Annotated in this window: 19 protein-coding genes; 9 read left to right on the forward strand and 10 right to left on the reverse strand. The window is 61.3% G+C overall.

The window, feature by feature from the left end; all coding sequences use genetic code 11:
- Nucleotides 1–396: 396 nt before the first annotated feature.
- Nucleotides 397–1,980, forward strand: coding sequence for a flavin-containing monooxygenase (locus tag LWH94_RS07875; protein ID WP_232901800.1), 1,584 nt, complete (start codon nucleotides 397–399; stop codon nucleotides 1,978–1,980).
- A gap of 44 nt (nucleotides 1,981–2,024) precedes the next feature.
- On the opposite strand, the gene LWH94_RS07880 is transcribed toward LWH94_RS07875, so the two are convergent.
- Nucleotides 2,025–3,536: an acetyl-CoA hydrolase/transferase family protein gene (locus LWH94_RS07880; protein ID WP_269802517.1), complete on the reverse strand. Its 1,512-nt coding sequence runs from the start codon at nucleotides 3,534–3,536 to the stop codon at nucleotides 2,025–2,027.
- A gap of 283 nt (nucleotides 3,537–3,819) precedes the next feature.
- Between LWH94_RS07880 and rluF the strand changes: the two genes are divergently transcribed.
- Together rluF and LWH94_RS07890 are read left to right on the forward strand one after the other, a co-directional pair.
- Nucleotides 3,820–4,749, forward strand: a complete 930-nt coding sequence (gene rluF, locus LWH94_RS07885) for a 23S rRNA pseudouridine(2604) synthase RluF (protein WP_232901802.1) — start codon at nucleotides 3,820–3,822, stop codon at nucleotides 4,747–4,749.
- An 88-nt stretch (nucleotides 4,750–4,837) separates the two neighbouring features.
- Nucleotides 4,838–5,464: a MarC family protein gene (locus LWH94_RS07890; RefSeq protein WP_022990652.1), complete on the forward strand. Its 627-nt coding sequence runs from the start codon at nucleotides 4,838–4,840 to the stop codon at nucleotides 5,462–5,464.
- Here the strand turns inward: LWH94_RS07890 and LWH94_RS07895 are convergent.
- On the reverse strand, nucleotides 5,453–6,250 hold the full coding sequence (locus tag LWH94_RS07895; protein ID WP_232901803.1) for a transporter substrate-binding domain-containing protein: 798 nt from the start codon (nucleotides 6,248–6,250) through the stop codon (nucleotides 5,453–5,455). The genes LWH94_RS07890 and LWH94_RS07895 overlap by 12 nt on opposite strands.
- A 32-nt stretch (nucleotides 6,251–6,282) precedes the next feature.
- On the opposite strand from LWH94_RS07895, the gene LWH94_RS07900 reads away from it, so the two are divergent.
- Complete coding sequence (locus tag LWH94_RS07900) at nucleotides 6,283–6,867, forward strand: gamma-glutamylcyclotransferase (protein WP_094624814.1); 585 nt, start codon at nucleotides 6,283–6,285, stop codon at nucleotides 6,865–6,867.
- A 140-nt stretch (nucleotides 6,868–7,007) separates the two neighbouring features.
- Nucleotides 7,008–7,424 carry a hypothetical protein gene (locus LWH94_RS07905; protein WP_232901804.1) on the forward strand — a complete coding sequence of 139 codons (417 nt, stop codon included), beginning with the start codon at nucleotides 7,008–7,010 and terminating at the stop codon, nucleotides 7,422–7,424.
- Here the strand turns inward: LWH94_RS07905 and LWH94_RS07910 are convergent.
- On the reverse strand, nucleotides 7,405–8,334 hold the full coding sequence (locus LWH94_RS07910) for a DMT family transporter (protein WP_232901805.1): 930 nt from the start codon (nucleotides 8,332–8,334) through the stop codon (nucleotides 7,405–7,407). The two genes, LWH94_RS07905 and LWH94_RS07910, sit on opposite strands and share 20 nt — an antisense overlap.
- 248 nt (nucleotides 8,335–8,582) lie before the next feature.
- On the opposite strand from LWH94_RS07910, the gene LWH94_RS07915 reads away from it, so the two are divergent.
- Nucleotides 8,583–9,530 carry a LysR substrate-binding domain-containing protein gene (locus LWH94_RS07915; RefSeq protein ID WP_232901806.1) on the forward strand — a complete coding sequence of 316 codons (948 nt, stop codon included), beginning with the start codon at nucleotides 8,583–8,585 and terminating at the stop codon, nucleotides 9,528–9,530.
- A gap of 436 nt (nucleotides 9,531–9,966) precedes the next feature.
- Here LWH94_RS07915 and LWH94_RS07920 read toward each other — a convergent pair whose 3' ends face one another.
- From LWH94_RS07920 to LWH94_RS07930, 3 genes are all read right to left on the reverse strand, one after another.
- Nucleotides 9,967–12,465, reverse strand: coding sequence for an acyl-CoA dehydrogenase (locus LWH94_RS07920; protein ID WP_232901807.1), 2,499 nt, complete (start codon nucleotides 12,463–12,465; stop codon nucleotides 9,967–9,969).
- A 78-nt stretch (nucleotides 12,466–12,543) separates the two neighbouring features.
- Nucleotides 12,544–13,434, reverse strand: a complete 891-nt coding sequence (locus LWH94_RS07925; protein ID WP_094624818.1) for a prenyltransferase — start codon at nucleotides 13,432–13,434, stop codon at nucleotides 12,544–12,546.
- Between the two features lie 44 nt (nucleotides 13,435–13,478).
- Nucleotides 13,479–14,366, reverse strand: a complete 888-nt coding sequence (locus tag LWH94_RS07930) for an AEC family transporter (RefSeq protein WP_058342122.1) — start codon at nucleotides 14,364–14,366, stop codon at nucleotides 13,479–13,481.
- A gap of 124 nt (nucleotides 14,367–14,490) precedes the next feature.
- Between LWH94_RS07930 and LWH94_RS07935 the strand changes: the two genes are divergently transcribed.
- Nucleotides 14,491–15,672 (forward strand): MalY/PatB family protein, encoded by a 1,182-nt coding sequence (locus tag LWH94_RS07935; RefSeq protein ID WP_232901808.1) that lies wholly within the window; start codon nucleotides 14,491–14,493, stop codon nucleotides 15,670–15,672.
- Nucleotides 15,673–15,675: 3 nt separating this feature from the next.
- Here the strand turns inward: LWH94_RS07935 and LWH94_RS07940 are convergent, their stop codons facing one another.
- Nucleotides 15,676–16,614, reverse strand: a complete 939-nt coding sequence (locus tag LWH94_RS07940) for a DMT family transporter (RefSeq protein WP_232901809.1) — start codon at nucleotides 16,612–16,614, stop codon at nucleotides 15,676–15,678.
- Nucleotides 16,615–16,654: 40 nt separating this feature from the next.
- The gene (locus tag LWH94_RS07945) at nucleotides 16,655–17,899 is read right to left on the reverse strand and encodes a succinylglutamate desuccinylase/aspartoacylase family protein (protein ID WP_232901810.1); all 1,245 of its coding nucleotides are present in this window, start codon (nucleotides 17,897–17,899) and stop codon (nucleotides 16,655–16,657) included.
- Between the two features lie 185 nt (nucleotides 17,900–18,084).
- Between LWH94_RS07945 and LWH94_RS07950 the strand changes: the two genes are divergently transcribed.
- Nucleotides 18,085–18,243, forward strand: a complete 159-nt coding sequence (locus LWH94_RS07950) for a YqaE/Pmp3 family membrane protein (protein WP_022989318.1) — start codon at nucleotides 18,085–18,087, stop codon at nucleotides 18,241–18,243.
- 9 nt (nucleotides 18,244–18,252) lie between these two features.
- On the opposite strand, the gene LWH94_RS07955 is transcribed toward LWH94_RS07950, so the two are convergent.
- Nucleotides 18,253–19,890 carry an MBL fold metallo-hydrolase gene (locus LWH94_RS07955; protein WP_232901811.1) on the reverse strand — a complete coding sequence of 546 codons (1,638 nt, stop codon included), beginning with the start codon at nucleotides 19,888–19,890 and terminating at the stop codon, nucleotides 18,253–18,255.
- Between the two features lie 288 nt (nucleotides 19,891–20,178).
- Between LWH94_RS07955 and LWH94_RS07960 the strand changes: the two genes are divergently transcribed.
- Nucleotides 20,179–20,604 (forward strand): thioesterase family protein, encoded by a 426-nt coding sequence (locus LWH94_RS07960; RefSeq protein ID WP_232901812.1) that lies wholly within the window; start codon nucleotides 20,179–20,181, stop codon nucleotides 20,602–20,604.
- A 6-nt stretch (nucleotides 20,605–20,610) separates the two neighbouring features.
- On the opposite strand, the gene LWH94_RS07965 is transcribed toward LWH94_RS07960, so the two are convergent.
- On the reverse strand, nucleotides 20,611–21,933 hold the full coding sequence (locus LWH94_RS07965; protein ID WP_232901813.1) for an MATE family efflux transporter: 1,323 nt from the start codon (nucleotides 21,931–21,933) through the stop codon (nucleotides 20,611–20,613).
- Between the last annotated feature and the right edge of the window lie 31 nt (nucleotides 21,934–21,964).

Here is a 21,964-nt window from a genome sequence, read left to right on the forward strand (position 1 = left end):
TTGGTTTGGGGGGAGGCTGTCCAAAAATGTGCGGAGCCATGGATGGCGCAGCAGAAGCGCCACATGGGCTCAGCCGAGCGCTGATGAAGCGAAGCTTCATGCGACAGCTGAGCGACCGCAATCTGTGATTGCGGGCCGGACCCCGAAGGGGTGCCGCAAGGAGCGGTTTTTGGACAGCCTCCCCCCAAACCAACCAACCCCCCGAAGCCAGCGGCCAGTAGATCCGGAGCACCCAACCCCGAGGCTACACAGGCCAACAATCTGTCACCCAAGGCCAAACACCCGAACCGGAGTATACAAGTGTCTACTCATGGCGGTATACATGTGTCTACCGGTCATGATGACCACCGAAACAACAACAGGCAAGGCCCAAACAGGCCACACAGGAGTGCAGCAATGACACAAACCGCCCAGATCGCCATCATCGGCACCGGCTTCTCCGGCCTCGGCATGGCCATCAAACTCAAGGAAGCAGGATTTCACGACTTTGTGATCCTCGAACAAAGCGACGACATCGGCGGCACCTGGCACGAAAACCACTACCCCGGCTGTGCCTGCGACGTGCAATCTGCGCTGTACTCCTTCTCCTTCGAACAGAACCCCAACTGGAGCCGGATGTTCGCCACCCAGCCGGAGATCAAAGCCTACCTGCGCCACTGCGCGGAAAAGTACGGCCTGATCGAGCACATCCAGCTCAACACCCACGTAGCCGGTGCCCGCTGGGATGAAAGAACCGGTGCCTGGACCATCGAAACCTGCGACAGCCCCGAACTCTGGGCCTATATGGAAAAGCAGGGCCTCAAGCCAGGAGATTCACTGGATCGCAGTGACAAAACCCTGCCCAAATTCCGCAAACTGCACGCCGAGGTGCTGGTGTCCGGCATGGGCGGCCTGAGCACGCCGGCGTACCCGGATATCAAGGGTATGGAGTCTTTCACCGGCACTCGCTTCCACTCCCAGAACTGGGACCACGACTATGATTTTCGTGGCAAGCGAGTGGCGGTGATCGGCACCGGCGCTTCGGCTATCCAGTTTGTGCCGGAGATCGCCAGGGATGCCGCGCATCTGGATCTGTACCAGCGCACGCCGCCCTGGATCATGCCCAAGCCTGACCGGGAAATCCGGCCATTGGAGCGGGCCATGTTCCGCCGGTTCCCACAAACCCTGAATGCGTTCCGTCAGAGCATTTACTGGATGCTGGAAGCCCGGGTGCTGGGCTTTGTGGGTAACCCGCGCATCCTGAAAATCGGTGAACTGCAGGCCCGCCGCCACATCCGCAACCAGATCAAGGACAAGGAACTGCGCAAAAAAGTCACGCCGGATTTCCACTTCGGCTGCAAGCGGGTGCTGATCTCCAACAACTACTACCCGGCGCTGGACCAGGATCACGTGGATGTGCTCACCGATGGCATCCGTGAAGTGAAGGGCAACACCATTGTGGATAACAACGGCACTGAACGTGAGGTGGACTGCATCGTGTACGGCACCGGCTTCAAGGCCCAGGAGCCGATTCCCCGGGGCATGATTTTCGGCCGTGGCGGCCAGGATCTTCTCGATGCCTGGCGCGAAGGGGCGGAAGCCTACAAGGGCACCACGGTGGCCGGCTTCCCCAATTTCTTTATGCTGATGGGCCCGAACACCGGCCTCGGCCACAGTTCCATGGTGTACATGATCGAATCCCAGGTTCAGTACGTGCTGGATGCCCTGAAGAAAATGCAGCACCGGGGCTGGAAGAGCGTGGAAGTGAAAGAAGACGCCTTCAGCCAGTACAACGCCTCGATTCACGCCAAGCTGGGGGATTCTGTCTGGCAGACCGGCTGCAAGAGCTGGTACGTGAACGAGAACGGCAAGAACACCACACTGTGGCCGGGCTTTACCTGGCAGTTCCGGCAGCAGACCCGGCTCTTTGATGCCGAGCAGTATGTGTGTGAAGCAGCAGAGGTAATGGAGCAGGGTGGCGAGCCGGCGTTGGCCGGCTGACCATTGCAACAGGGCCAGCGCAGTGGCTGGCCCTGTAAACCGGGTTACATCTGCCCGGTTTCTTCGAAGCGGTGGTGCCAGCTCAGGGCTTCTTCCAGCAAGTGCGGGGTGTGCATACCGCGGCCGCTGTTGCAGGCGCGTTCGAAGTAGTCCCGCAGGCGCGGGCGGAAGTCCGGGTGCGCACACTTTTCGATGATGTTCAGCGCCCGCTGGCGGGGCGGAAGGCCGCGCAGGTCGGCCAGGCCCTGTTCGGTCACGACAATCTGCACATCGTGTTCGGTGTGGTCCACGTGGGACACCATCGGCACAATCGTGGAAATAGAGCCACCCTTGGCGGTAGACGGGGTCATGAACACCGACAGGTAACCGTTACGGGCAAAGTCGCCGGAACCACCGATGCCGTTCATGATGCGGGTGCCCATCACGTGGGTGGAGTTCACGTTGCCGTAGATGTCGGCTTCGATCATGCCGTTCATGGCAATGATGCCCAGGCGGCGGATCACTTCCGGATGGTTACTGATTTCCTGGGTACGCAGCACAATGCGGTCCCGGTAGAAATCGATGTTGTCGGCCAGCTCCTGGTTGGCTTCCGGGCTCAGGGAGAAGGCGGTGGCTGAGGCCTTCGCCAGTTTGCCGGATTTCAGCATCTCCAGCATGCCGTCCTGCAGTACTTCGGTGTAGGCGGTCAGGTTGTTGAACGGGCCTTCGTTCAGGCCAGCCATCACAGCGTTGGCAATGTTGCCGACGCCGGATTGCAGCGGCAGCAGGTTGGCCGGCAGGCGCTTCTTTTCGACTTCGCTGGCGAAGAAGTCCAGCAGGTGGCCGGCAATGCGACGGGAGTTTTCGTCCGGGTCGCTGAAACGGGAGTTGCGGTCCGGCGAGTTGGTTTCCACTACCGCAATCACTTTCTCCGGCGGGCACATCAGGTACTTCTCACCAAAGCGCTCGTCCGGTTTGGTGATCGGAATCGGCTTGCGGCGCGGGGGCAATGCGGTGCCGTAATAGACGTCGTGCATGCCCTCAAGGCCGGCACTCTGGCCGTGGTTAACTTCGAGGATGACCTTGTCGGCCTGGTCAATCCAGGTTTTGTTGTTGCCGATGGATGACGACGGAATCAGTCGGCCATCTTCCGTAATGCCCACCACCTCGATGACGGCAATATCCAGCTTGCCGAAGAAACCGGACCATGCGTGCTGGGCCACGTGCGACAGGTGGATATCCATGTATTCCATCTTGCCTTCGTTGATCTTCTGGCGGCAGGTGGGATCGCTCTGGTAGGGCAGGCGCATTTCAATGCCGTCTACTTCGGCCAGCGCGCCGTCCAGTTCCGGGGCGGTGGAGGCGCCGGTCCATACGCTGATGCGGAAGTTCTCGCCACGGGCGCGGTGGTCACGGATGTGCTCGGCCAGGGCCTGGGGCACGGCTTTCGGGTAGCCCGCGCCGGTAAAGCCGCTCATGCCCACGTTCACGCCGGAGGGGATCAGGCTGGCAGCGTCTCGGGCACTCATAATACGCTTGCTAAGTTTTGGGCAACGAATCCTGGATTCGGTCGACATGATCCACCTCTTGTTATGCGGTTAACGGCCCCGGTTCCTGACCTTGTCGGCAATGGGGCGAACAGAAAAGCGCCATATTCTAACAGCGAAACAAGAAAGCATGCTTAATGGTGTTAGTGAAACTACCTAATTCTTTAGTCTAATGCTGGTGTAAGTTCCAGATAACACTGGGATAGTTCGGAGAGCGAGCCGCGGTTTGCCGGTTGCCGTAGCGGCCACCCGGTGGGATGATGCCCGCATTCGACCGTGAGTTATCCCATTTCCAGGCATCCGGCAGGGCTCCATGAACACCAGAACCTCCACCCGACTGAACAAATACATCAGCGAGAGCGGCATGTGCTCGCGCCGGGATGCTGACCGCTACATCGAACAGGGTAATGTTCACATCAATGGCCGCCGGGCCCAGGTGGGAGACCAGGTGTTGCCGGGCGATGTGGTGAAGGTGAACGGCCAGGTGGTGGAACCCCGGGATGAAGAAGATCTGGTCTTTATCGCCCTGAACAAGCCGGTGGGCATCGTCAGCACCACCGACAGCGCCGAGAAAGACAATATCCAGCGCTTTGTCGGCCACAGCGAGCGGATTTTCCCCATCGGCCGGCTGGATAAAGACTCCCAGGGCCTGATTTTCCTCACCAGTAACGGCGACCTGGTGAACAAGATCCTGCGCGCCGGTAATAATCACGAGAAAGAATACCTGGTGACGGTGGATAAGCCGGTCACCCGGGAATTCGTCGATGGCATGAGTAACGGCGTACCGATTCTCGGCACCATGACCAAGCGCTGCAAGGTCGAGAAGGTTTCCCGGTTTGTGTTCCGCATCATCCTGGTACAGGGCCTTAACCGCCAGATCCGCCGCATGGCCGAATATTTCGGCTATGAGGTCACCCGGCTGGAGCGGGTGCGGATCATGAACGTCAGCCTGCAGGGGCTGCCGGTAGGGGCCTGGCGGGATCTCACTGAACAGGAACTGGCGGTGCTGTTCGATGCCATCCGGGATTCGTCGTCGGAGGCCTCGCCGCCGGCCGGTAACAAGCCCCGTAAAAAGCCTGCCGCAGCGAAGGGTGGCCGCCCGGGGCTTGGTGGCAAGCCGGCCAGGGCCGGAGCAAAGCCCGGCGGAAAAGCCCCCGCAGGCAAAGGCCGAAAAGGCCCCGGCCCGAAGGGCAAACCGTCGAAACCCGGAAAGCCCCGCAAGCCGTCCATCAAGAAACGCTGAGCACCGATCATAGGTTCTCTTCCTTACGGCAGAACCGGCAAACCGGCGCTATGCTTACCGGCTTTAAACCTGTGCCGGATTTGCCTCAATGCTTGAAACGTTTTTCTCGACCTACCTCAGCAGCACCATTCGCTTCCTGTTCCTGCTGGCGCCGTTTTTCGTGGTCACCATGTTCCTGGCGCTTACCCGGGGGTTACCGGCAGCCGAGAAGGCGTCGATCATCCGCCGGGCCTGTGTGTCGGCGTTTATTCTGGGGGTGATCCTGTTCTTTGCCGGCCCGCTGCTGTTCAACGCCATCGGCATTACCCTGAATTCGTTCCGCATCGGGGCCGGCAGCTTGCTGTTCCTGACCGCCATCAGCCTGGTGAACAGCGGTACCCGCAACCATGCCACCGGCCTGCCGGATGAAGACCGCGATGACATCGCCGTGGTGCCCCTGGCCATTCCGGTGATGATCGGCCCGGCAACCATTGGTGCCATCCTGGTTTACGGTGCTGAACTCAAGGCGGTGCCGGAAGTGGCGGGCGGTTTGCTGGGGCTGGTGTCTGGCTTGCTGATCCTGGCGGTGTTGCTGCGGTTGTCCAGCTACCTGGAAAAAGCCCTGGGCAAGACCGGCCTGAACATCATGTCGAAGATCAGCGGCCTGATTCTCTCGGCCATGGCGGCGGAAATCGTTCTGACCGGTATTGCCGGGTTTATGGCTTCAGTCGCCTGAAGGTAAGGCCGGAAACCGGTATTTTTCCTGCAGTTGCTGTGGAATTTCGGGGTTCTGCTCAAGAAAATCAGCCAGTGAGTTGATGATGTCCGGGTGCCGGGCAGATGACAGATGATAGCTGCTGAGGCTGACCGGCAGCAGGTGGGCCGCGGTTTCAAAGCGCCCTGTCGCGTCCAGGTTGCGGAAATGGTACTCCGCCACCGGCGCCGCCAGGTTGATCACTTCTACCCGACTGGCCAGCGCCATCAGCACCAGGTTTTCCGGCGATGATGCGGTAATCAGTTCAACATCGCCCTGGTCGATCCGGTCCTGGAATTTCCACGGGGTAAAGCCGTGTATGGTGCCGTAGTCGGCCATCTGCTCCCGGGTGATGCCGGCGTTTTCCCGCAACACGTACAGGCCATCGGCAAAGTGCAGCAGCGGCGGCGAATAGCTCAGCTCCATGCCCAGTTTTTCGGATTTGTTCCAGTTGGGGTGATCGGGCAGGGCGAAGTCATACAGGCCCCGGGTGTACTCCCAGATCATCCGGCGCACTGGCCGCACCTTGTACTCGAAGCGGATACCCTCGGCCGCAGCAAAGGCATCCATCAGGTCCCGCAGGTAACCGGAATACTCGTTACTGGCTAAATCAGCCTTGTAGATGGGATAGTAATCAATATCCTGAACCACCACGCTGTAGGTGGGTATTGGCTGGCTGTCCGGCTCGGCTGCGCTAACCGGACACTGGATGAGCCAGCCGGCAAAGCTGGCCAGAAATGCCAGCCGGATTGAATGAAAAACCTGCAATTGAAACGTCTCCCGGATATGTCAGGACAGGAATGACTGCTAATACTATCGACCACAATCGGGCCAGGTACAACTTTGAGGGTATCGAATCGGTATGGCTGTTTGGCTATGGCTCGCTGATTTACAAGGTGGATTTCCCGTTTCTGGAACAACGCCCGGCCACTATTCGCGGTTGGGCCCGGCGGTTCTGGCAGGGTTCCCACGACCACCGGGGCACACCGGAAGCACCGGGGCGGGTGGTTACCCTGATTGAGCAGCCCGGAGCCCGATGCAAAGGCATGGCCTACCGGGTATCGCCCAATGTCTTCGAGTACCTGGATGTGCGGGAGAAGAACGGCTACCTGCGCTTCAGCACCACCATGACCTTCGACGACGGCAGCCACGCCGAGGGGCTGGTGTACATCGCCACGGAGGATAACGAGGCGTTTCTGGGCGAGGCTCCGGAAGCGGATATCGCCGCCCAGATTGCCGCTGCCGCCGGGCCCAGCGGCCCGAATTCCGAGTATCTGCTGCGGCTGGCGGAGTCTTTGCGGGCATTGGGCGACGACTGTGTGCATACCTTTGCGATAGAAACGCACCTGCTTGGCAACGAACCTGTCGCGGTTAAGGACCGTTAAACGTCAACCGGTGTAAAGCTTGTGCAAATTCGCCCTTCGGGCGCTGACAACACCCTTCTGTTCGGTAATCTGACGGCAAGGCTTCACGGAAAGTTTCCGTATAGCATGGTTTCAGTCGGTCAACAGATGGGAGAGTCATCATGAAACGACTACTGATCAGCAGTACCCTGATTGTCGCCTTGGGCTTTGCCGGCCTGGCACAGGCAGACGGCTACCGTGGCCATGGCCACCCGCCGGGCATCCAGAAACAGCTGGAACGGGGCAAGGCGCTGCCGCCGGGGCATCAGAAGAAGTACCTGCGCTCGGAATGGCGGGACCGCGATCATCGCGGCGACCGGCACTACAGCCGGGACCATGATCGAAAATACTGGGAGAAGCGGCAAAAAGCGCGCTACAAACAGGAAAAGTACCGGGACCGCCACGATCACTACCGGTATCGTGACGATTACCGGAACGGATACCGCACCAGCTACGGCTACGACGACCGTCTGCCGCCGGAGCATCGGGTAGCGCGGATTATCCGCGATACCCAGGCGATCATTGAGCAGACCCGCTGAACCCGGGTTCCAGCTCTTTCTGCGGTGTTTCCCGGCTGGCGGGGTTAAAGCCCCAGGCCGGTGAACGCCGTCTCCGGTGCCGCAGGCCAATCAGTACCAACGGCACCACGATCATCATGCTGCCGGCCAGGAACCACAGGTCCGGCACCTCACCAAACCAGATCCAGCCAATGGCCACCGCCCAGATCAGCCCGGTGTATTCGGCGCTGGTGACCTGGTTGGCATCCACCTGCCGGTAGGCCAGCAAGACGGTGATGTTGTAACCCAGGATGAACAGGGCCGAGCCGGCGGCGCTGACCAGGATCTGCAGGTTCCACGTTGCCCCTTCCCAGAATGCCAGTGCGGCTGCGGCCGGTATGATCAGCAGGTAGTTCAGGAACAGCTTGTGCACGGTGGTTTGTTCTTTCGGCAGCTGGCGCACCATGACGGCGTTGATGGCCAGGGCAAAGGCCGAGCCCAGGGCAGCGATGACGGCCCAGTTGAACTCCACCGGGCGCAGTATCACGATGATGCCGGCAAAGCCGCTGAACACGGCGGTGACGCTCAGGGGCGTGAGTTTTTCCCGGAAGAATACGGCCGACAGCACCATCACCAGTATCGGTGCGGCGTAGAACAGGGCGTTGGCGGTGGCCAGCGGCAGGTTGGTGAGGGCGATCACCATGCACACGATGCCGACCAGGTGGATGTGGGCGCGGATGGCGTGGACTTTCAGGCCGCCGAAGAGGTTGCCTGTGTCGAGTTTGCGGGCCAGCGGCAGCAGGAACACCAGGGTGAGTACGCAGCGCAGGAATGCGAACTGGAAGACGGGGGCGCCGGGGTCCATCAGTTTGATGAAGACGTCCGAGAGTATGGCCATGGCGTTGCCGATGACCAGCAGCAGAATGGCGCTGTTGACGGTTTTGCCTGACACTTTGGTGCTCCTTTTCCTTCCTGAAATCCGCTGGTTTGGTGCATGAGTGTGTCGGGGGGGCTTGCTTCCGAAAACCGCTGCGAGTACTTCCTTGTACGCTTGTCTCCGCCATCCATGGCTACGAACATTTTCGGAAGCAAGTCCCCCGACACACTCCCGAACCTTGGAGGTGGATTCTAGGTGTGTTTAACTATCCGATAAAATGATCATTATTAGTCGGTCATTAGAAAATTCGATAGCAGGCCGCCATGAGACTACCCCCACTCAAAGCCCTCCCCGTATTCGAAGCCGTTGCCCGGCTAAACAGCTTTTCGGCTGCCGCCGAGGAACTGTCGATCACCCAGAGTGCAGTCAGTCACCAGGTCAAACAGCTGGAGACTTATCTGGGCGAACGGCTGTTCTGGCGCTCCGGTCGGACGGTGACGCTGACCGACGAAGGCCGGCAGTATTTTGATGCGGTCGGGTCGGCGCTGTTGCAGATTGAACGGGCCAGTGAGCAGTTACTGGGGCATGAGGAGTCCCGGTTGCGGTTGTCGGTGTTCAGTTCGTTTGCGGTGCGCTGGCTGGTGCCGCGGTTGCCGGAGTTGCAGCGGTTGCACCCGCAGATCGACCTGGCTCTGGAGATGAGCAGCGAGAACCCGGTGTTGTCGGATCGGGTGGCGGATTGTTTTATCACCATCCACACCGCGGCGCCGGCCTACAGCTATGAGCATTTGTACACGGAGCGGTTGTTTCCGGTGTGCAGCCAGGATTACTGGCAGCGTATCCGGCGAGAGTTAGGGCGTGACGCGGAGCCGGAGGGGCGGGATGAGAGTCCGGTGTCGCCGGAGGATATCGCGCGCTTTCCGTTGTTATCGACCCACAGCATCTTCGACAAACCCGCCGGTGACTGGCAGGCGTGGTTTCGGGATGTGGAGCAGCCGTTGCCGTCTGCTGCCCGTGTTCAGCATTTCAGCCACATGCTGCTGGCGCTGGAGGCCGCGCGCTTTCACCAGGGCATCGCCTTGACCAACGACTATATGCTGAGTACCCGGAAGGATTCCGAAGACTTCGTTCGTTTACCGACCCATTCGGTGGTGACCGGCGACAAGTTCTACTTTGCCTGGAAAACCAGCCGCCGGCGGGAACGTGGGATTCAGACGTTACGGCGGTGGTTGGTTGACGAGGCAATTCGGGGTGGGCTTCGGGGGGAGTAACGTTCAGCTCCGTATTAGCAGCCTGCGAGTTCTCGTGTTGTGAGCAGGGCGGGGGTGTCTGTCCGGAAAACGCTCGAGCCATCCATGGGCGCTTCTGCTCCGCCATCCATGGCTCCGCAAATTTCCGGACAGACACCCCCGCCCTGCTCAGTTATGCTCCGTGCAGTTCGCTTTGTTCAAGCCGGATTTTCGGGGCGGCCCCTCTAAATAGTCCGGGGCAGTCCTTGGTGGGTAGGCCTTCCAAAAATGTGCGGAGCCATGGATGGCGGAGCAGAAGCGCCACATGGGCTCAGCCGAGCGCTTATGAAGCGAAGCTTCATGCGACAGCTGAGCGACCGCAATCTGTGATTGCGGGCCGGACCCCGGAGGGGGGCCGCAGGAGCGGTTTTTGGAGCCCCCTCCCGCCAAGGATTGACCTCCACCCATACAAGTAACCCTAATCCGAAGACCGCTCGACAACTTTTCGCTTACCGGTCGCCGCTTTGGCCAGTGCTTTCAGGCCATCAGCATCAAACGCATCTACGCGGATCACGTCGTACAGGGCTGTCAGGGCTTCTTCCAGTTTCGGGCACTCGTCGGCTGTTACGATGCCCTCGGCACAGGCCCAGTCCACCAGCTCCTTGCGCTGATGCCCCATCAACAGGGCGATACCGTCCAGCTCGTCTTCGTCGCGGCTGCGGATGGCTTCGTGCAGGCGCTGGCGCATGTCGGCGGTTTCGTTGGCGAGTTTGTAGGCGTTGAGAACGCGGCCCAGAGGATCGTCCGGATCCATGTTGATGAAGGTACCCCGGCTGATGCGCTGGCGTACCGGCGTGTCTTTCACAATGGTCGCCGCTACCTTCGCGCCCAGCTTGTCATCCGGGCCGTTCAGGCCGGTGGCGCCGAGCGGGAACACCAGCAACCGTAGCGGCCAGCGCAGGGCCGGGACCGGGAAGTTGATGATGGCTTCGCGCATGGAGTTCTGCAGGTCGTGCAGGCAGGTTTGCAGGCACCATTCCACCAGGTCTCGCTGGTCGTCCGGGTAGCCTTCTTCGTGCCATTGCTTGATCACCGCTGTGGCGTAGTACAGTTGCACCAGGCAGTCGGCCATGCGGCCAGACAAGCGCTGGCGGGCTTTCAGGCCACCGCCTACGGTAAGCAGGGTGACGTCGGTCATCAGGGCGAAGGCCGCAGAGAAACGGCCCAGCTGGCGGTAGTATTTCTCGATGTCGCCGTGGCGTGGCGCGGTTTCCAGCCATCCCTTGCTCAGGCCCAGCACCAATGCGCGCAGGGCATTGCGGGTGGTGTGGGCCAGGTGGCGGTAGAAGATGCCGTCGAATTTCTTCGCGGCCTTGTCTTCGTCTTCCATGCCGGCCGCTTCGATTTCCTCGACGATAAACGGATGGCAGCGGATGGCGCCCTGGCCGAAGATCATCAGGCTGCGGGTCAGGATATTCGCGCCTTCCACGGTAATGCCGATGGGCACGGCCTGGTATGCCCGGGCCAGGAAGTTGCGGGGGCCGGTGATCACGCCGCGGCCGGCTACGACGTCCATGGCGTGGTTGATCACTTCCCGCATCAGGTCGGTGTTGCGGTATTTCAGCACGGCCGAGGGCACGGAAGGCCGTACGCCCCGGTCCAGCATACCGGCGGTGAGCAGGCGGGCTGCGTCCATCATGTAGGTGTAGCCGGCAATGGGTTCCAGGGCTTCCTGCACGCCTTCAAACTGGCTGATGGAGCGGCCGAACTGTTCCCGGGTGTAGGCGTACGACCCCGTAGCCAGGCTGGCCAGTTTGCCGGCACCGGTGCCGAGGGCTGGCAGGGAGATGGAGCGGCCGATGGACAGGCATTCCAGCAGCATTTTCCAGCCCTTGCCGAGCATGTTCTGGCCGCCGATGACCTGTTCCATGGGAATAAAGACTTCATTGCCCCAGGTGGGGCCGTTCATGAATACCGTGTTCATGGGCAGGTGGCGGGCGCCGGCGTGTACGCCGTCGGTGTCGCGGGGTACCAGCACACAGGTCACGCCAATGTCATCGTCGCCGCCCAGCAGTTTTTCCGGGTCATACACCTTGATGGCCAGGCCGATCAGGGTCGCCACCGGGGCCAGGGTGATGTAGCGCTTGTTCCAGGTGACCTTCAGGCCCAGTACTTCCTTGCCGTTCCATTCGCCCTTGCAGACGATGCCTTTATCCGGAATCGCGCCGGCGTCGGAGCCGGCCACCGGCGATGTGAGGGCAAAGCAGGGAATCTCTTCGCCACCGGCCAGGCGCGGCAGGTAATGCTGCTTCTGGTCGTCGGTGCCGTAGTGCATCAGCAGCTCGCCCGGGCCGAGGGAGTTGGGCACCATCACGGTGACTGCAGCCGATACGCTGCGGGTGGAGATTTTCATCACGATTTCGGAATGGGCGGTGTTGGAGAAGCCCAGGCCGCCGTCTTCCTTGGGAATGACCAGGCCGAAGAAGCCGTTTTCACGGATGAATTTCCAGGCTTTTTCGGGCAGGTCGTAGTGTTCGTGGGTGATCTGCCAGTCGTCCAGCATCTGGCACAGCTCTTCCACTGGGCCGTCGAGAAATGCCTGCTCTTCACTGGTCAGGTGCGCGGGGGCGGCGTCCAGCAGCTTGTTCCATTCCGGCTTGCCGGAGAACAGTTCGCCGTCCCAGTCTACAGAGCCAGAGGCCAGGGCTTCCTGTTCGGTCGGCGACAGCTTGGGCAAGCGGCTGCGGACCCAGCCCAGCAATGGCCGGCTGAGCTTGTCGAGGCGGAGGTCTCCGGGCAGGGTGATCAGCAGGGCCAGTGCCAGCAGGATACCGCCAACCAGAAAGCTGAGGATGTGCCAGTCGTCGTTGGCCACCCCGATCAGGGTGGCGACGGACATCACGATCGCGGCGGTTTTGCCGCCGATACTGAAATAGATCAGCACCAGGGCACTGAGAACCAGAAGCAGGACGCTCATCAACAGATCTCCATATCAAAATGTTTGCCTCTAACCATCGGCTATAGATCAGTCAGTTGCAAGTGAAACCAGCGGCTTTCAGAGGCTGATGCCCAGCACCAGCAAGGCCAGGGTGGACAGCAGTACGGCGACGTTGGCACCGAGTACCTGATTCAGCGCGGCGGGGTTATCCAGGCACGCTGGCAGTTGCCGGCTCAGCCACAGTGCAACGGGCAGTGGCAGCAGCGCCAGCAGGCTCCAGGCTGGTATCAGGTTGAGCCAGGCGGCAGTGGCAATAAGCCCGAAGCTGCCCAACAACAGTGCTGCGACCAGCTTGCTGGCGGCGCGGGGGCCCAGGGTGATCACCAGGTGCCGGCGGCCGGCTTTGCGGTCGGCCTCGGCATCGGGGATCTGGTTGATCAGCAGCAGCTCGCTCACCAGCAGCAGGGCGACGCCGGCGCACACCAGTGCGGTGGCATCCAGACGGGCGCCCAGGGCAATCAGTGCACCCAGCACCATCACCGGGCCAAAGCCGATACCGGGGGCCAGCAGGCACAGCCAGGGGGAGCGGGTAATCCAGCGGGTGTAGGTGAGTACCAGCATTACGCCGGCGGCGCCCAGCACAAACATTGGCAGGCCGCGCAGCCACAGAAAATACAGGCCAATGGCAATCACCAGGGCCAGGGTGCCAAGGGCGGCCAGGAGCACCCTTTTGGCCGCCGAGGGGGTTTCCGGCAGGGCTCCGCTGCCGCCGGAAAACGGCGTTCGCCGGGTGGTCAGGTCGAGGCCCGAGACAAAGTCTTCATACTCGTTCAGCAGGTTAACGGCGGCATGGGCCAGGACCGCGCCGATGAACACCAGCAGGGTATCCAGCAAGGCGGGTGGTTCACCCTGTTGCCAGGCCACGGCCAGCCCGAGCCCGACACACAGCGGTGCCAGTACCAGGAAATTGGGGCGGGAGGCGCGAACAACTGCTACTGCTTCAGACATGGAATACCGTACCTGGTAAATCGAAATCGTGGGTTGAAACCCGGTTATACGTAGCCGGCGGAAAATACCAGCCCGAGCACCACCGGCATTACCACCAGGCTGCCGAGGTTGCTCAATAATACCAGCGATGCCACCTTGTGGGGTTCCTGCCGGTACTGCTCTGCCACCATGTAGTTCAGTACCGCCGGCGGCAGTGCCGCGAACACCCACAGGCTGGCGACCTGAAGGCCCGGCAGGTCGAGCATGGCAATCATCGGCCAGGCCAGCAGCAGCCCGCTGGCGGGGCAGGCGATGGCGCCGATCAGCCCCAGTTTCCAGTCGCTGAAGTCCACATCCAGCATGCGCACCCCCAGGGCAAACAGCATCAGCGGAATGCACACGCCGCCCAGCATGTTCAGGGTTTCCAGCAGCCAGCCGGGCAGGGCTACGCCACTGAAATTCACCGCCAGGCCGGCAATACTGGCAAATACGATGGGCAGGCGCAGACGTTTCACGATCGAGGTGTGGGGGTCCAGCATGTACAGGCCCACCGAGAAGTGCAGCAGCATTTCCACGATAAACAGCACAATGGCGGCCGGCAGCGCCGCTTCGCCAAAGGCCAGCACCAGCAGGGGGATGCCCATGTTGCCGGAGTTGTTGAACATCATGGGCGGCAGGAAGGTTTTCAGGTTCAGGTCCAGTGCCCTGGCCAGCGGGTAGAGCACAACCCCGGAGCCAAGCACAATCACCGTGGCGGCCAGGGCCAGCCCGCCGTATTCCTGCAAGGGAGCTTGCTGGTCGGCGAGCACCGCAAACACCAGCATGGGCACAAACAGTTCCATGTTCAGCACATTCAGGCCCTGGATGTCGGGCGTGCGGTAGCGGCCGTACAGGGCGCCGCAGCCGGCGATCAGGAACACCGGTAGCATGGTGGACAGGATTTGCGCGATCATAGCGGGTTCCGATAGCGAGTGCCGAAGCGGCCTGTTAGCAAAGCCGACAGGTTCGCAAGTCCCCGGCCATTGGGCAAGTGGCCGTTGGTATCGGGCAGCGAAAAACCATCAATGGAGAACGCCTGTGACTGCGGATTTTGACCAGCCGATCCCGAGGGAAAACACCCATTCCGTGAAGTTCGATGTGCGCCGGGCCGTGTTCGGCCGGGAGGATGTGATCCCGGTGTGGGTAGCGGACATGGATTTCGCCGCCCCGGCGGCGGTTACCCAGGCCCTGAAAGCCCGGGCCGAGCATCCCGTGTACGGCTACACACTGTTTCCGGACAGCCTCTACCAGGCCATGATCGACTGGTTTGCCAATCGCCACGGCTGGCACATCGAGCGGGACTGGATTCTGATGGCGCCGGGGGTGGTGCCGTCACTGCATGCCGCCTGCATGGCCTACGCCGGGCCCGGTGAGGGTGTGATTATCCAGCCACCGGTTTACCCGCCGTTCTTCAGCTCGGTGCGGGACAGCGGCCGGGAAGTGATCGAGAACCCGCTGTGGCTGGATGAAACCAGCGGCCAGTACCGGATGGACCTGGAACACCTGGAGCAGTGTGCCGCCCGGGCCGATGCGCGGATTCTGATGCTCTGTTCCCCCCACAACCCGGTGGGCCGGGTCTGGTCGGAGGAAGAGCTGGAAGCGGTGCTGGATATTGCCCGCCGGCACCAGCTGGTGATTCTCTCGGATGAAATCCACTGTGACCTGACTTTTCCCGACAAGCCGGCTCATACGGTGCTGGCCAAACTGGCCAGGCCGGAGGACGCGGTGATCACCGCCGTAGCCCCCAGTAAAACCTTCAATATGCCGGGCCTGGGGCTGTCTGCCCTGGTGATTACCGACCCCGGGCAGCGCCAGGCCATGAAGGCGGTGTTTGATTCCATGCACCTGCCCCAGTGCAACCCGTTCAGCGTGACCGGTTTTGAAGCCGGATACCGCCACGGCGCGCAGTGGCTGGACCAGTTGATGGCCTATCTGCAGGCCAACCGGGATTATGTTTGCGGGCAGGTGGCGGAGCGGTTGCCGGGAATCAAGGTATCCCGGCCGGAAGGCACCTACCTGATGTGGCTGGATTGCCGGGGGCTGGGGCTGGACGATGCCGGGCTGAAAAGGTTCTTCGTGCAGCAAGCCGGGGTGGGCATGAACCCGGGTATTTCCTTTGGTGATCCGGGCAGTGGCTTCATGCGCCTGAATATCGGTTGCCCCAGAGCCGTTCTGGCGCAGGTGCTGGAGCGTATTGAAACCGCCCTGAACCAGCGCTGAGGCCTACTTCTGGTATACCGGCGGCCGCCGCCCCACCCGGGTGGCCAGCAGCAGGCCGGCCAGGATCAGCAGGGCGCCGAACAGGTGGTAAAGCCCCAGCGACTCGCCCAGGAACAGGATGGCGAGGATGGAAGCAAACACCGGCGTCAGGTACATGAAAATGGCCGCGTTGGCCGGGCCGATTTCGTGCACCGCGTGGTTCCAGAACGCGTAGGCCAGAATGCCCGGGAAGATGGCAAAGAACGCCAGTGGCAGGGCGGTGCTTCCGGACAGTTCGAAACCGCCGCTGAACCACAGCAGGTCGCCCAGATAGAACGGCAGGATGACCAGGGTGCCCAGCAGAATCTGGGCGGTCAGAAAGGTCAGCGCCGGCAGGGGCACGACGTGTTTGCGCAGCAGCACCGAGAACACGCCCCAGCTGAACACCGCCGCCACCATGATCAGGTCCCCGGGCTGGGCTTGCAGCTGGGCAATAATCCGAAGATCCCCCCGCCCGATCACGATCAGTATGCCGACAATGGCCAGCCCGATACCCAGGGCCTGGACCGGCCGCGTGCGTTCCCCCAGCAACAGCCAGGCCAGCAGGGCGACAAAGATCGGGATGGTGGAATTGATCAGGGCGATGTTGGTGGCGGTGGTGGTCATCGCCGCGTAATACAGCAGGGAGTTGAAGGCCGCTACGCTGAAGGTGGCCAGCACCAGAAGTGTCACCAGATGCTGGCGGATCACCTGCCGGTGCCGCCAGAGCCCAGGTAGTCCGAACGGCAGGATCAGTGCCAGGGCGATTACCCAGCGCCAGAACGACATGGACAACGGCGGAATGTGTTCCACGGTGGCCCGGGCCACCACGGCGTTACCGGCCCAGAACAGCGGCGTCAGCACCAGGCCGATATAGGCCAGGCCCGGAATTTTCGACAGCATGCCGGCGTTATCTGCAGCCACGGGGTGTCCTTGGGGGTCAGTGCATCAAACGCCTAGCATACTACTCTCCCGGTACTTCTGCCTCCGTACCAATGTGGTAGGCGGCAAAGCCGGCCATCACCACCTGGTCTACCGCCATACCGATTACCCGGCCGTTGGAATTCGAGCGGATGGGGTATTGTTCGTTGGTGATCGGGTCGGCCACGTAGCCGAGGATTTCACCCTCGGAAATCCGGTCACCCAGATCCACATCGCTGAACAGAATGCCGCCATGCTGGGCGCGAATCCAGGTGGAGTCGTAGTAAACCGGCTGCGGATCGCCCCAGACAAACATCCGGGAAATCATGCCGTGCTTTTCCATCAGGCTGTTGAGGCTGTTTACGCCGGCTTCAATCTGGTGTTCCTGGATGCGGAGCGATTCCCCCGCTTCCAGGGTTACCGCGCGAATGCCCGCGTTGACCGCAGCCGTGCGCAGCATGCCCGGTGAACCGCTGCTGTGCACCACCGCCATGCGATCAAAGCCCCGGGTGAACTCGGCCACTTCCGGGTTGTTCATATCGGCCCGCAGCTGGGGCAGGTTGGTGCGCTTGAGGGAACCGGTGTGGATATCCACCAGCATGTCGCAGTGGCCGATCACATCGGTGAACAGGGAATGGGCAATCCGGTCTGCCAGGGTGCCGTCGGGGCGGCCGGGGAAGTACCGGTTGAGGTCTCGCCGGTCTGGCAGGTAACGGCTGCCCTGCTGGAAACCGCTCAGGTTGACGATGGGAACCCCCACCACGCGGCCGCTCAGCTTGGCCGGGTCCAGGTCGTACATGGCCCGGCGCACAATTTCGATACCGTTCAGTTCGTCACCGTGAATCGCGCCGGTCAGGCACAGGGTGGGGCCGGTGTGAGCACCGTTTACCACCAGAACCGGCGTGGTCTGGGACAGCCCGGCAATCTGGATATTAGGGGACCATGCCAGGCGGGTAGAGGTTCCGGGCAAGACTTCCTTGCCCAGCAGGGTGAAGGTTTCCGAGGGTACTGGTTCGGGCCCTGCCAGTTCCGATTCCGATTCTGGCTCCGGTTCCGGCATGGGCGCCACTTTCTTCAAGTCGACGTTGGGGGCAATCTTGCGCGGCTCGGACTGAACCACATCTTCGACATTTTCATCTTCCGCGAGCTGCGCGATCAGTGGGGCCGGCAGCGCCGTACCGGTCTGAGAGCTGCCGGTATCAGCACCAGCGCCTACTGGCACCAGCGCCAGCAAAAAACAGGTGAGCAGGGTGCAGTTTGCGGGGTAGTCGCGTTTGGGAAACAGCATAAGTCCTCAAGTACCTTGACCAATCGGCCCAAGCATAGGGCCCGCGGGGTGTCATGAATACCGCTGTGACGAAGCTTTAATGCCACTTTCATGATTCAGGGCCGGATATTGGCCGGCCTGTTGTGTATAACAGTGCTATCTTGCAATGATATGAACCGTTATACGCTGACCAGGGAGATAACTGTATGGACCTTTTGCGAATTCTGATTGCGATTCTGTTACCGCCGTTAGGTGTTTTTTTACAGGTAGGTATCGGCAAGCACTTCTGGATTAACATTGTGCTCACCCTGCTCGGTTATATCCCGGGTATTGTTCACGCCGTCTGGGTGATCGCCAAGAAGTAACCCGGCTGGTCAGGCCGGGTGCACGGTGTGCCAGAGCTCATCCTTCTGGAACGCCCTGTGCTCGGCCTCCAGTTTCAGCAGGTGCGCCAGGGCCGAACGGGCCGCCAGGCCATGAATGGCCGCGGGTACATCGTCATAGGCCTTGGCGGTGAGATCTTTAAGGGAAACCGGTGCCAGGGCTTCCAGTGCCCGGAAAATCTTGTGTTCCCGTGACAACCGGTGGGTGATCAGATAATCAATCACCGCCTCCGGCTGGCCCATCAGAAAGCCGTGGGCGGGCGCAATAAACCGTACCGGTTCTTCCAGCAGTTCGTACAAAGACTCCACATACGCCTTCATATCGCCGTCCGGCGGATTGATCACCACCGTTGAGCCTTGCATGATGTGGTCGCCGGCGAACAGCAACTCCTGCTCCAGCAACAGAAAACAAAGATGGTTCGAAGCGTGGCCGGGCGTGTGCAGAACCTTCAGAACCCCGGCCTCGGTAACAACCAGGTCTTCGTGCCCCGGTTCATCATCCGGGCTGAAGGCCTTGTCGTGGCTGGGCGCATCCGGCGCCGGCCAGCCGAACACCCGGCAGCCGGTGCGTTCCTTCAAAACCCGGGCCGCCGGCGAATGGTCCATATGGGTATGGGTGGTCAGCACCTGATCCACCACCCCGCCAGTCAGCTCCAGAATCCGCTCGATGTGAGCCTCGTTCGCCGGCCCCGGATCAATCACCGTAAACCGCTCATGGCCCAGAATGTAGGTGTTGGTACCCGGCCCGGTCATCATGCCCGGATTCGGCGCCGTCAGCCGTATCACCCCGGCCGCCACCTCTACCGGCTCACCCGGAACAATCTCCGCCCGGGTGGATCCTTCGCCTTCCGGGTCCAGCTTCACCGCCTCGTCGTAGGCCGGCGCATTGGGCTCCAGCAGCACCGGCTGGCCCTTGCGAAGTGCCGGCCACGGGTCGGTCGGAAATGCCTCCGGCGGATTGGCGTGGGCATAGCGCATCAGCTCGGCGGTGGTGCTGAAATCACACAACACCCGCAACGTGCGAATCGTCGGCAACCCCAACAACCGCTGCCCGCCCCGATGCTCCTCCAACGCCTGCGCCGGCGAAATCCACACATGGTCAATGGTCTCGGTGCCATCATGACTGGCAACCTGACCCTCCGGCGCCACCGCCACAAAAAACCGCGTATCAAACCGCCGCGGCGGCCCCGGCGGCGTTACCCAGTGGCTTAGATACGCCAGCCGGTCCAGCGGCAACGTCAGCTGATGTTTCTCACACAACTGCGCCAGCGAAACCTCCTCCCGGAACAACGCAAACCGCTCACCATGCACCGCATGACCGGAATCCACCAGCTTCCCGGAACCCTCCTGAGCCAGCAGAATCCCCGCCTCCTCAAAACACTCCCGAACCGCCGCCAACATGTAATCCGCGCCACCTTCATCCAGGCTCATGGTCTGACTGATAGCGGCATCTTCAATCCCGATCGAATGCGCCCGCGCCTCCGGCTCCTGTTGGTTAACCGCCCCGCCGGGGAACACAAAATATCCCGGCAGAAACACTGCCTCCCAGGTGCGTTGCAGGAGCAGGACTTCAATGCCGTTGTCAGTATCTCGGGTCAGAACCAGGGTGGCCGCAGGGCGAATATCCATATGTCTCTCAATGTCTTATTAGATTATTGGTGCGCGCACAGGGTTAGAGTGGGGATTGGGGAAGGGCTTTCCAAAAATTTGCGGAGCCATGGATGGCGGAGCAGAAGCGCCACAGGGATGTGCCGTAAGGAGCGGTTTTTGGAAAGCCCTTCCCCAAGCGCCACAAATACCCGGAGTTAATGCGCATGGTGTTTAGCAAGATACCCGAACAACCCACAGGATGAGAAGGGACAAAGGTAGGAGTATGATGCAGCCCCAACACCAAAGCGCAAACCAAGGAACCCCGCCGTGGCCAGAATCAAACTCGAATTCCCGGATGACACCTTCTGCTTCGAAACAAGGATGCCGGTCAGAATCACCGACATCAACGGCGCCAACCACCTGGGTAACGACGCCCTGATCTCCATGCTCTCCGAAGCCCGCGCACAGTTCCTGGTGGAATACGGCGTTGAAGAAGGCGGCGAGGATGGCTCAGGCATCATCGTCACCGACCTGGCCACCATGTACCAGGGCGAATCCTTCTACCCGGACATGCTGCGCTTTGAAGTGGGCCTGATGGACTTCAACAAATACGGCGGCGACTTCGTATTCCGGGTGACCAAGGCCGACAGCGGCCAGCCCGTTGCCCTGGCCAAATACGGCTTTGTGTTCTTCAACTACAAAACCCGCGAAGTCACCCCCATGCCCGAGAGCTTCCGCGCCCGCTTCGCCTGAGCTGCATCATGCGGGCCGGCGCAGCCGGTTCATACCTTGCCGGTACAGGCTATAGGCCATGGCACCGGCCAGCAGGTTGCCAATCAGCGCGCCGGTCATCAGGCCGGTCAGCCCGGATACCTGCCCGCCAATCCAAAGCAGCGGCAGGTAGCAGGCAAACAGCCTCAAGGTGGAAATCAGCAGCGCCCGCATGGGCATGCCCAGGGCGTTGTTCACCGATACCATCAGAATGCACACCCCCAGCCCGCTGTAACTCAGCGGCACCCGCAGCAGGTAACTCAGCAGAGTGTCCTGTACATCGGCATCCGGGCTGAACAGGGTAGATACCACGCCCGAGGCGCCCAGCCACACCAGCCCGATAAACAGCTGCCAGCCGAGGATAAAGCGCACGGCAATACGCACCAGTTTGCGGATCTTCTCCAGCTCACCGGCCCCGAGCATACGGCCAATCATCGGCGGCATGGACATGGTCAGCGCCAGCACCACCACAATGGAGAAAAACTCCAGCCGGGTACCCAGGCCCCAGGCCGCCACGGCGGCGGAACCAAAGCTGGCCACCAGGGCGGTAGCCAGCATGGCCGAGATGGGCGGCATCAGCTGGCTGACCATCGCCGGGGCCATGATGCCACCCAGCTGGCGGACAGCTTGGGCCAGTTGCAGCTGGAGCAGGTCAAAGCGCAGCCAGGCCCGTTTGAGCAAGGTGGGAAACACAATCAGGGCGCCGATACTGAAGGCGGTGATGGTAGCCCAGGCGGCACCGGGCAGACCCCAGCCAAAGACAAAGATGTACAGCGGGTCCAGCGCAATGTTGAGCAGGCTGGTGATGATCATCATATAGCCGGGCAGGCGGGTGTCGCCGTTGGCCCGGCATACGGCGTAGCTGAAGTACACCATGGCGCCGGTCCAGGCCGACAGCAGCCAGGGTGCCCAGTATTCGCGAATCACCGGGCGCAGGGCCTGTTCGGCTCCGAGCAGGTCCAGGATTACGCTTTGCAGTAGCCAGACCGACAGGCAAAGCGTCAGGGCGAGGCCGGCGCCAATGGCGATCACCAGGCCGCCGAGGCGCTGGGCGCGCAGGTCTTCGCCCTGGCCCAGGGTGCGGGAGATGATGGCGGTAGTGGCGATGCCCAGGCCCACGTACATGCCGCTGACCAGTTGTTGCATGGGCACGGTGAAGCCCAGGGCTGCCAGTGGGTCCCGGCCCAGTTGGCCGACGAAGAAGCTGTCGGTGAGCTGGAAGGTCATCAGGGAGAGGACGCCGAACAGCATGGGCCAGGTCATGTGGTAGAGCTGGCGGCCCAGGGAGGCGTTTTGCAGGTTTTTGTGCACGTCGAGTTGGGTGCCTTGGTTCTGAGTGTGG

This window comes from Marinobacter sp. G11, assembly GCF_021282325.1.
GTDB lineage: Bacteria > Pseudomonadota > Gammaproteobacteria > Pseudomonadales > Oleiphilaceae > Marinobacter > Marinobacter vinifirmus.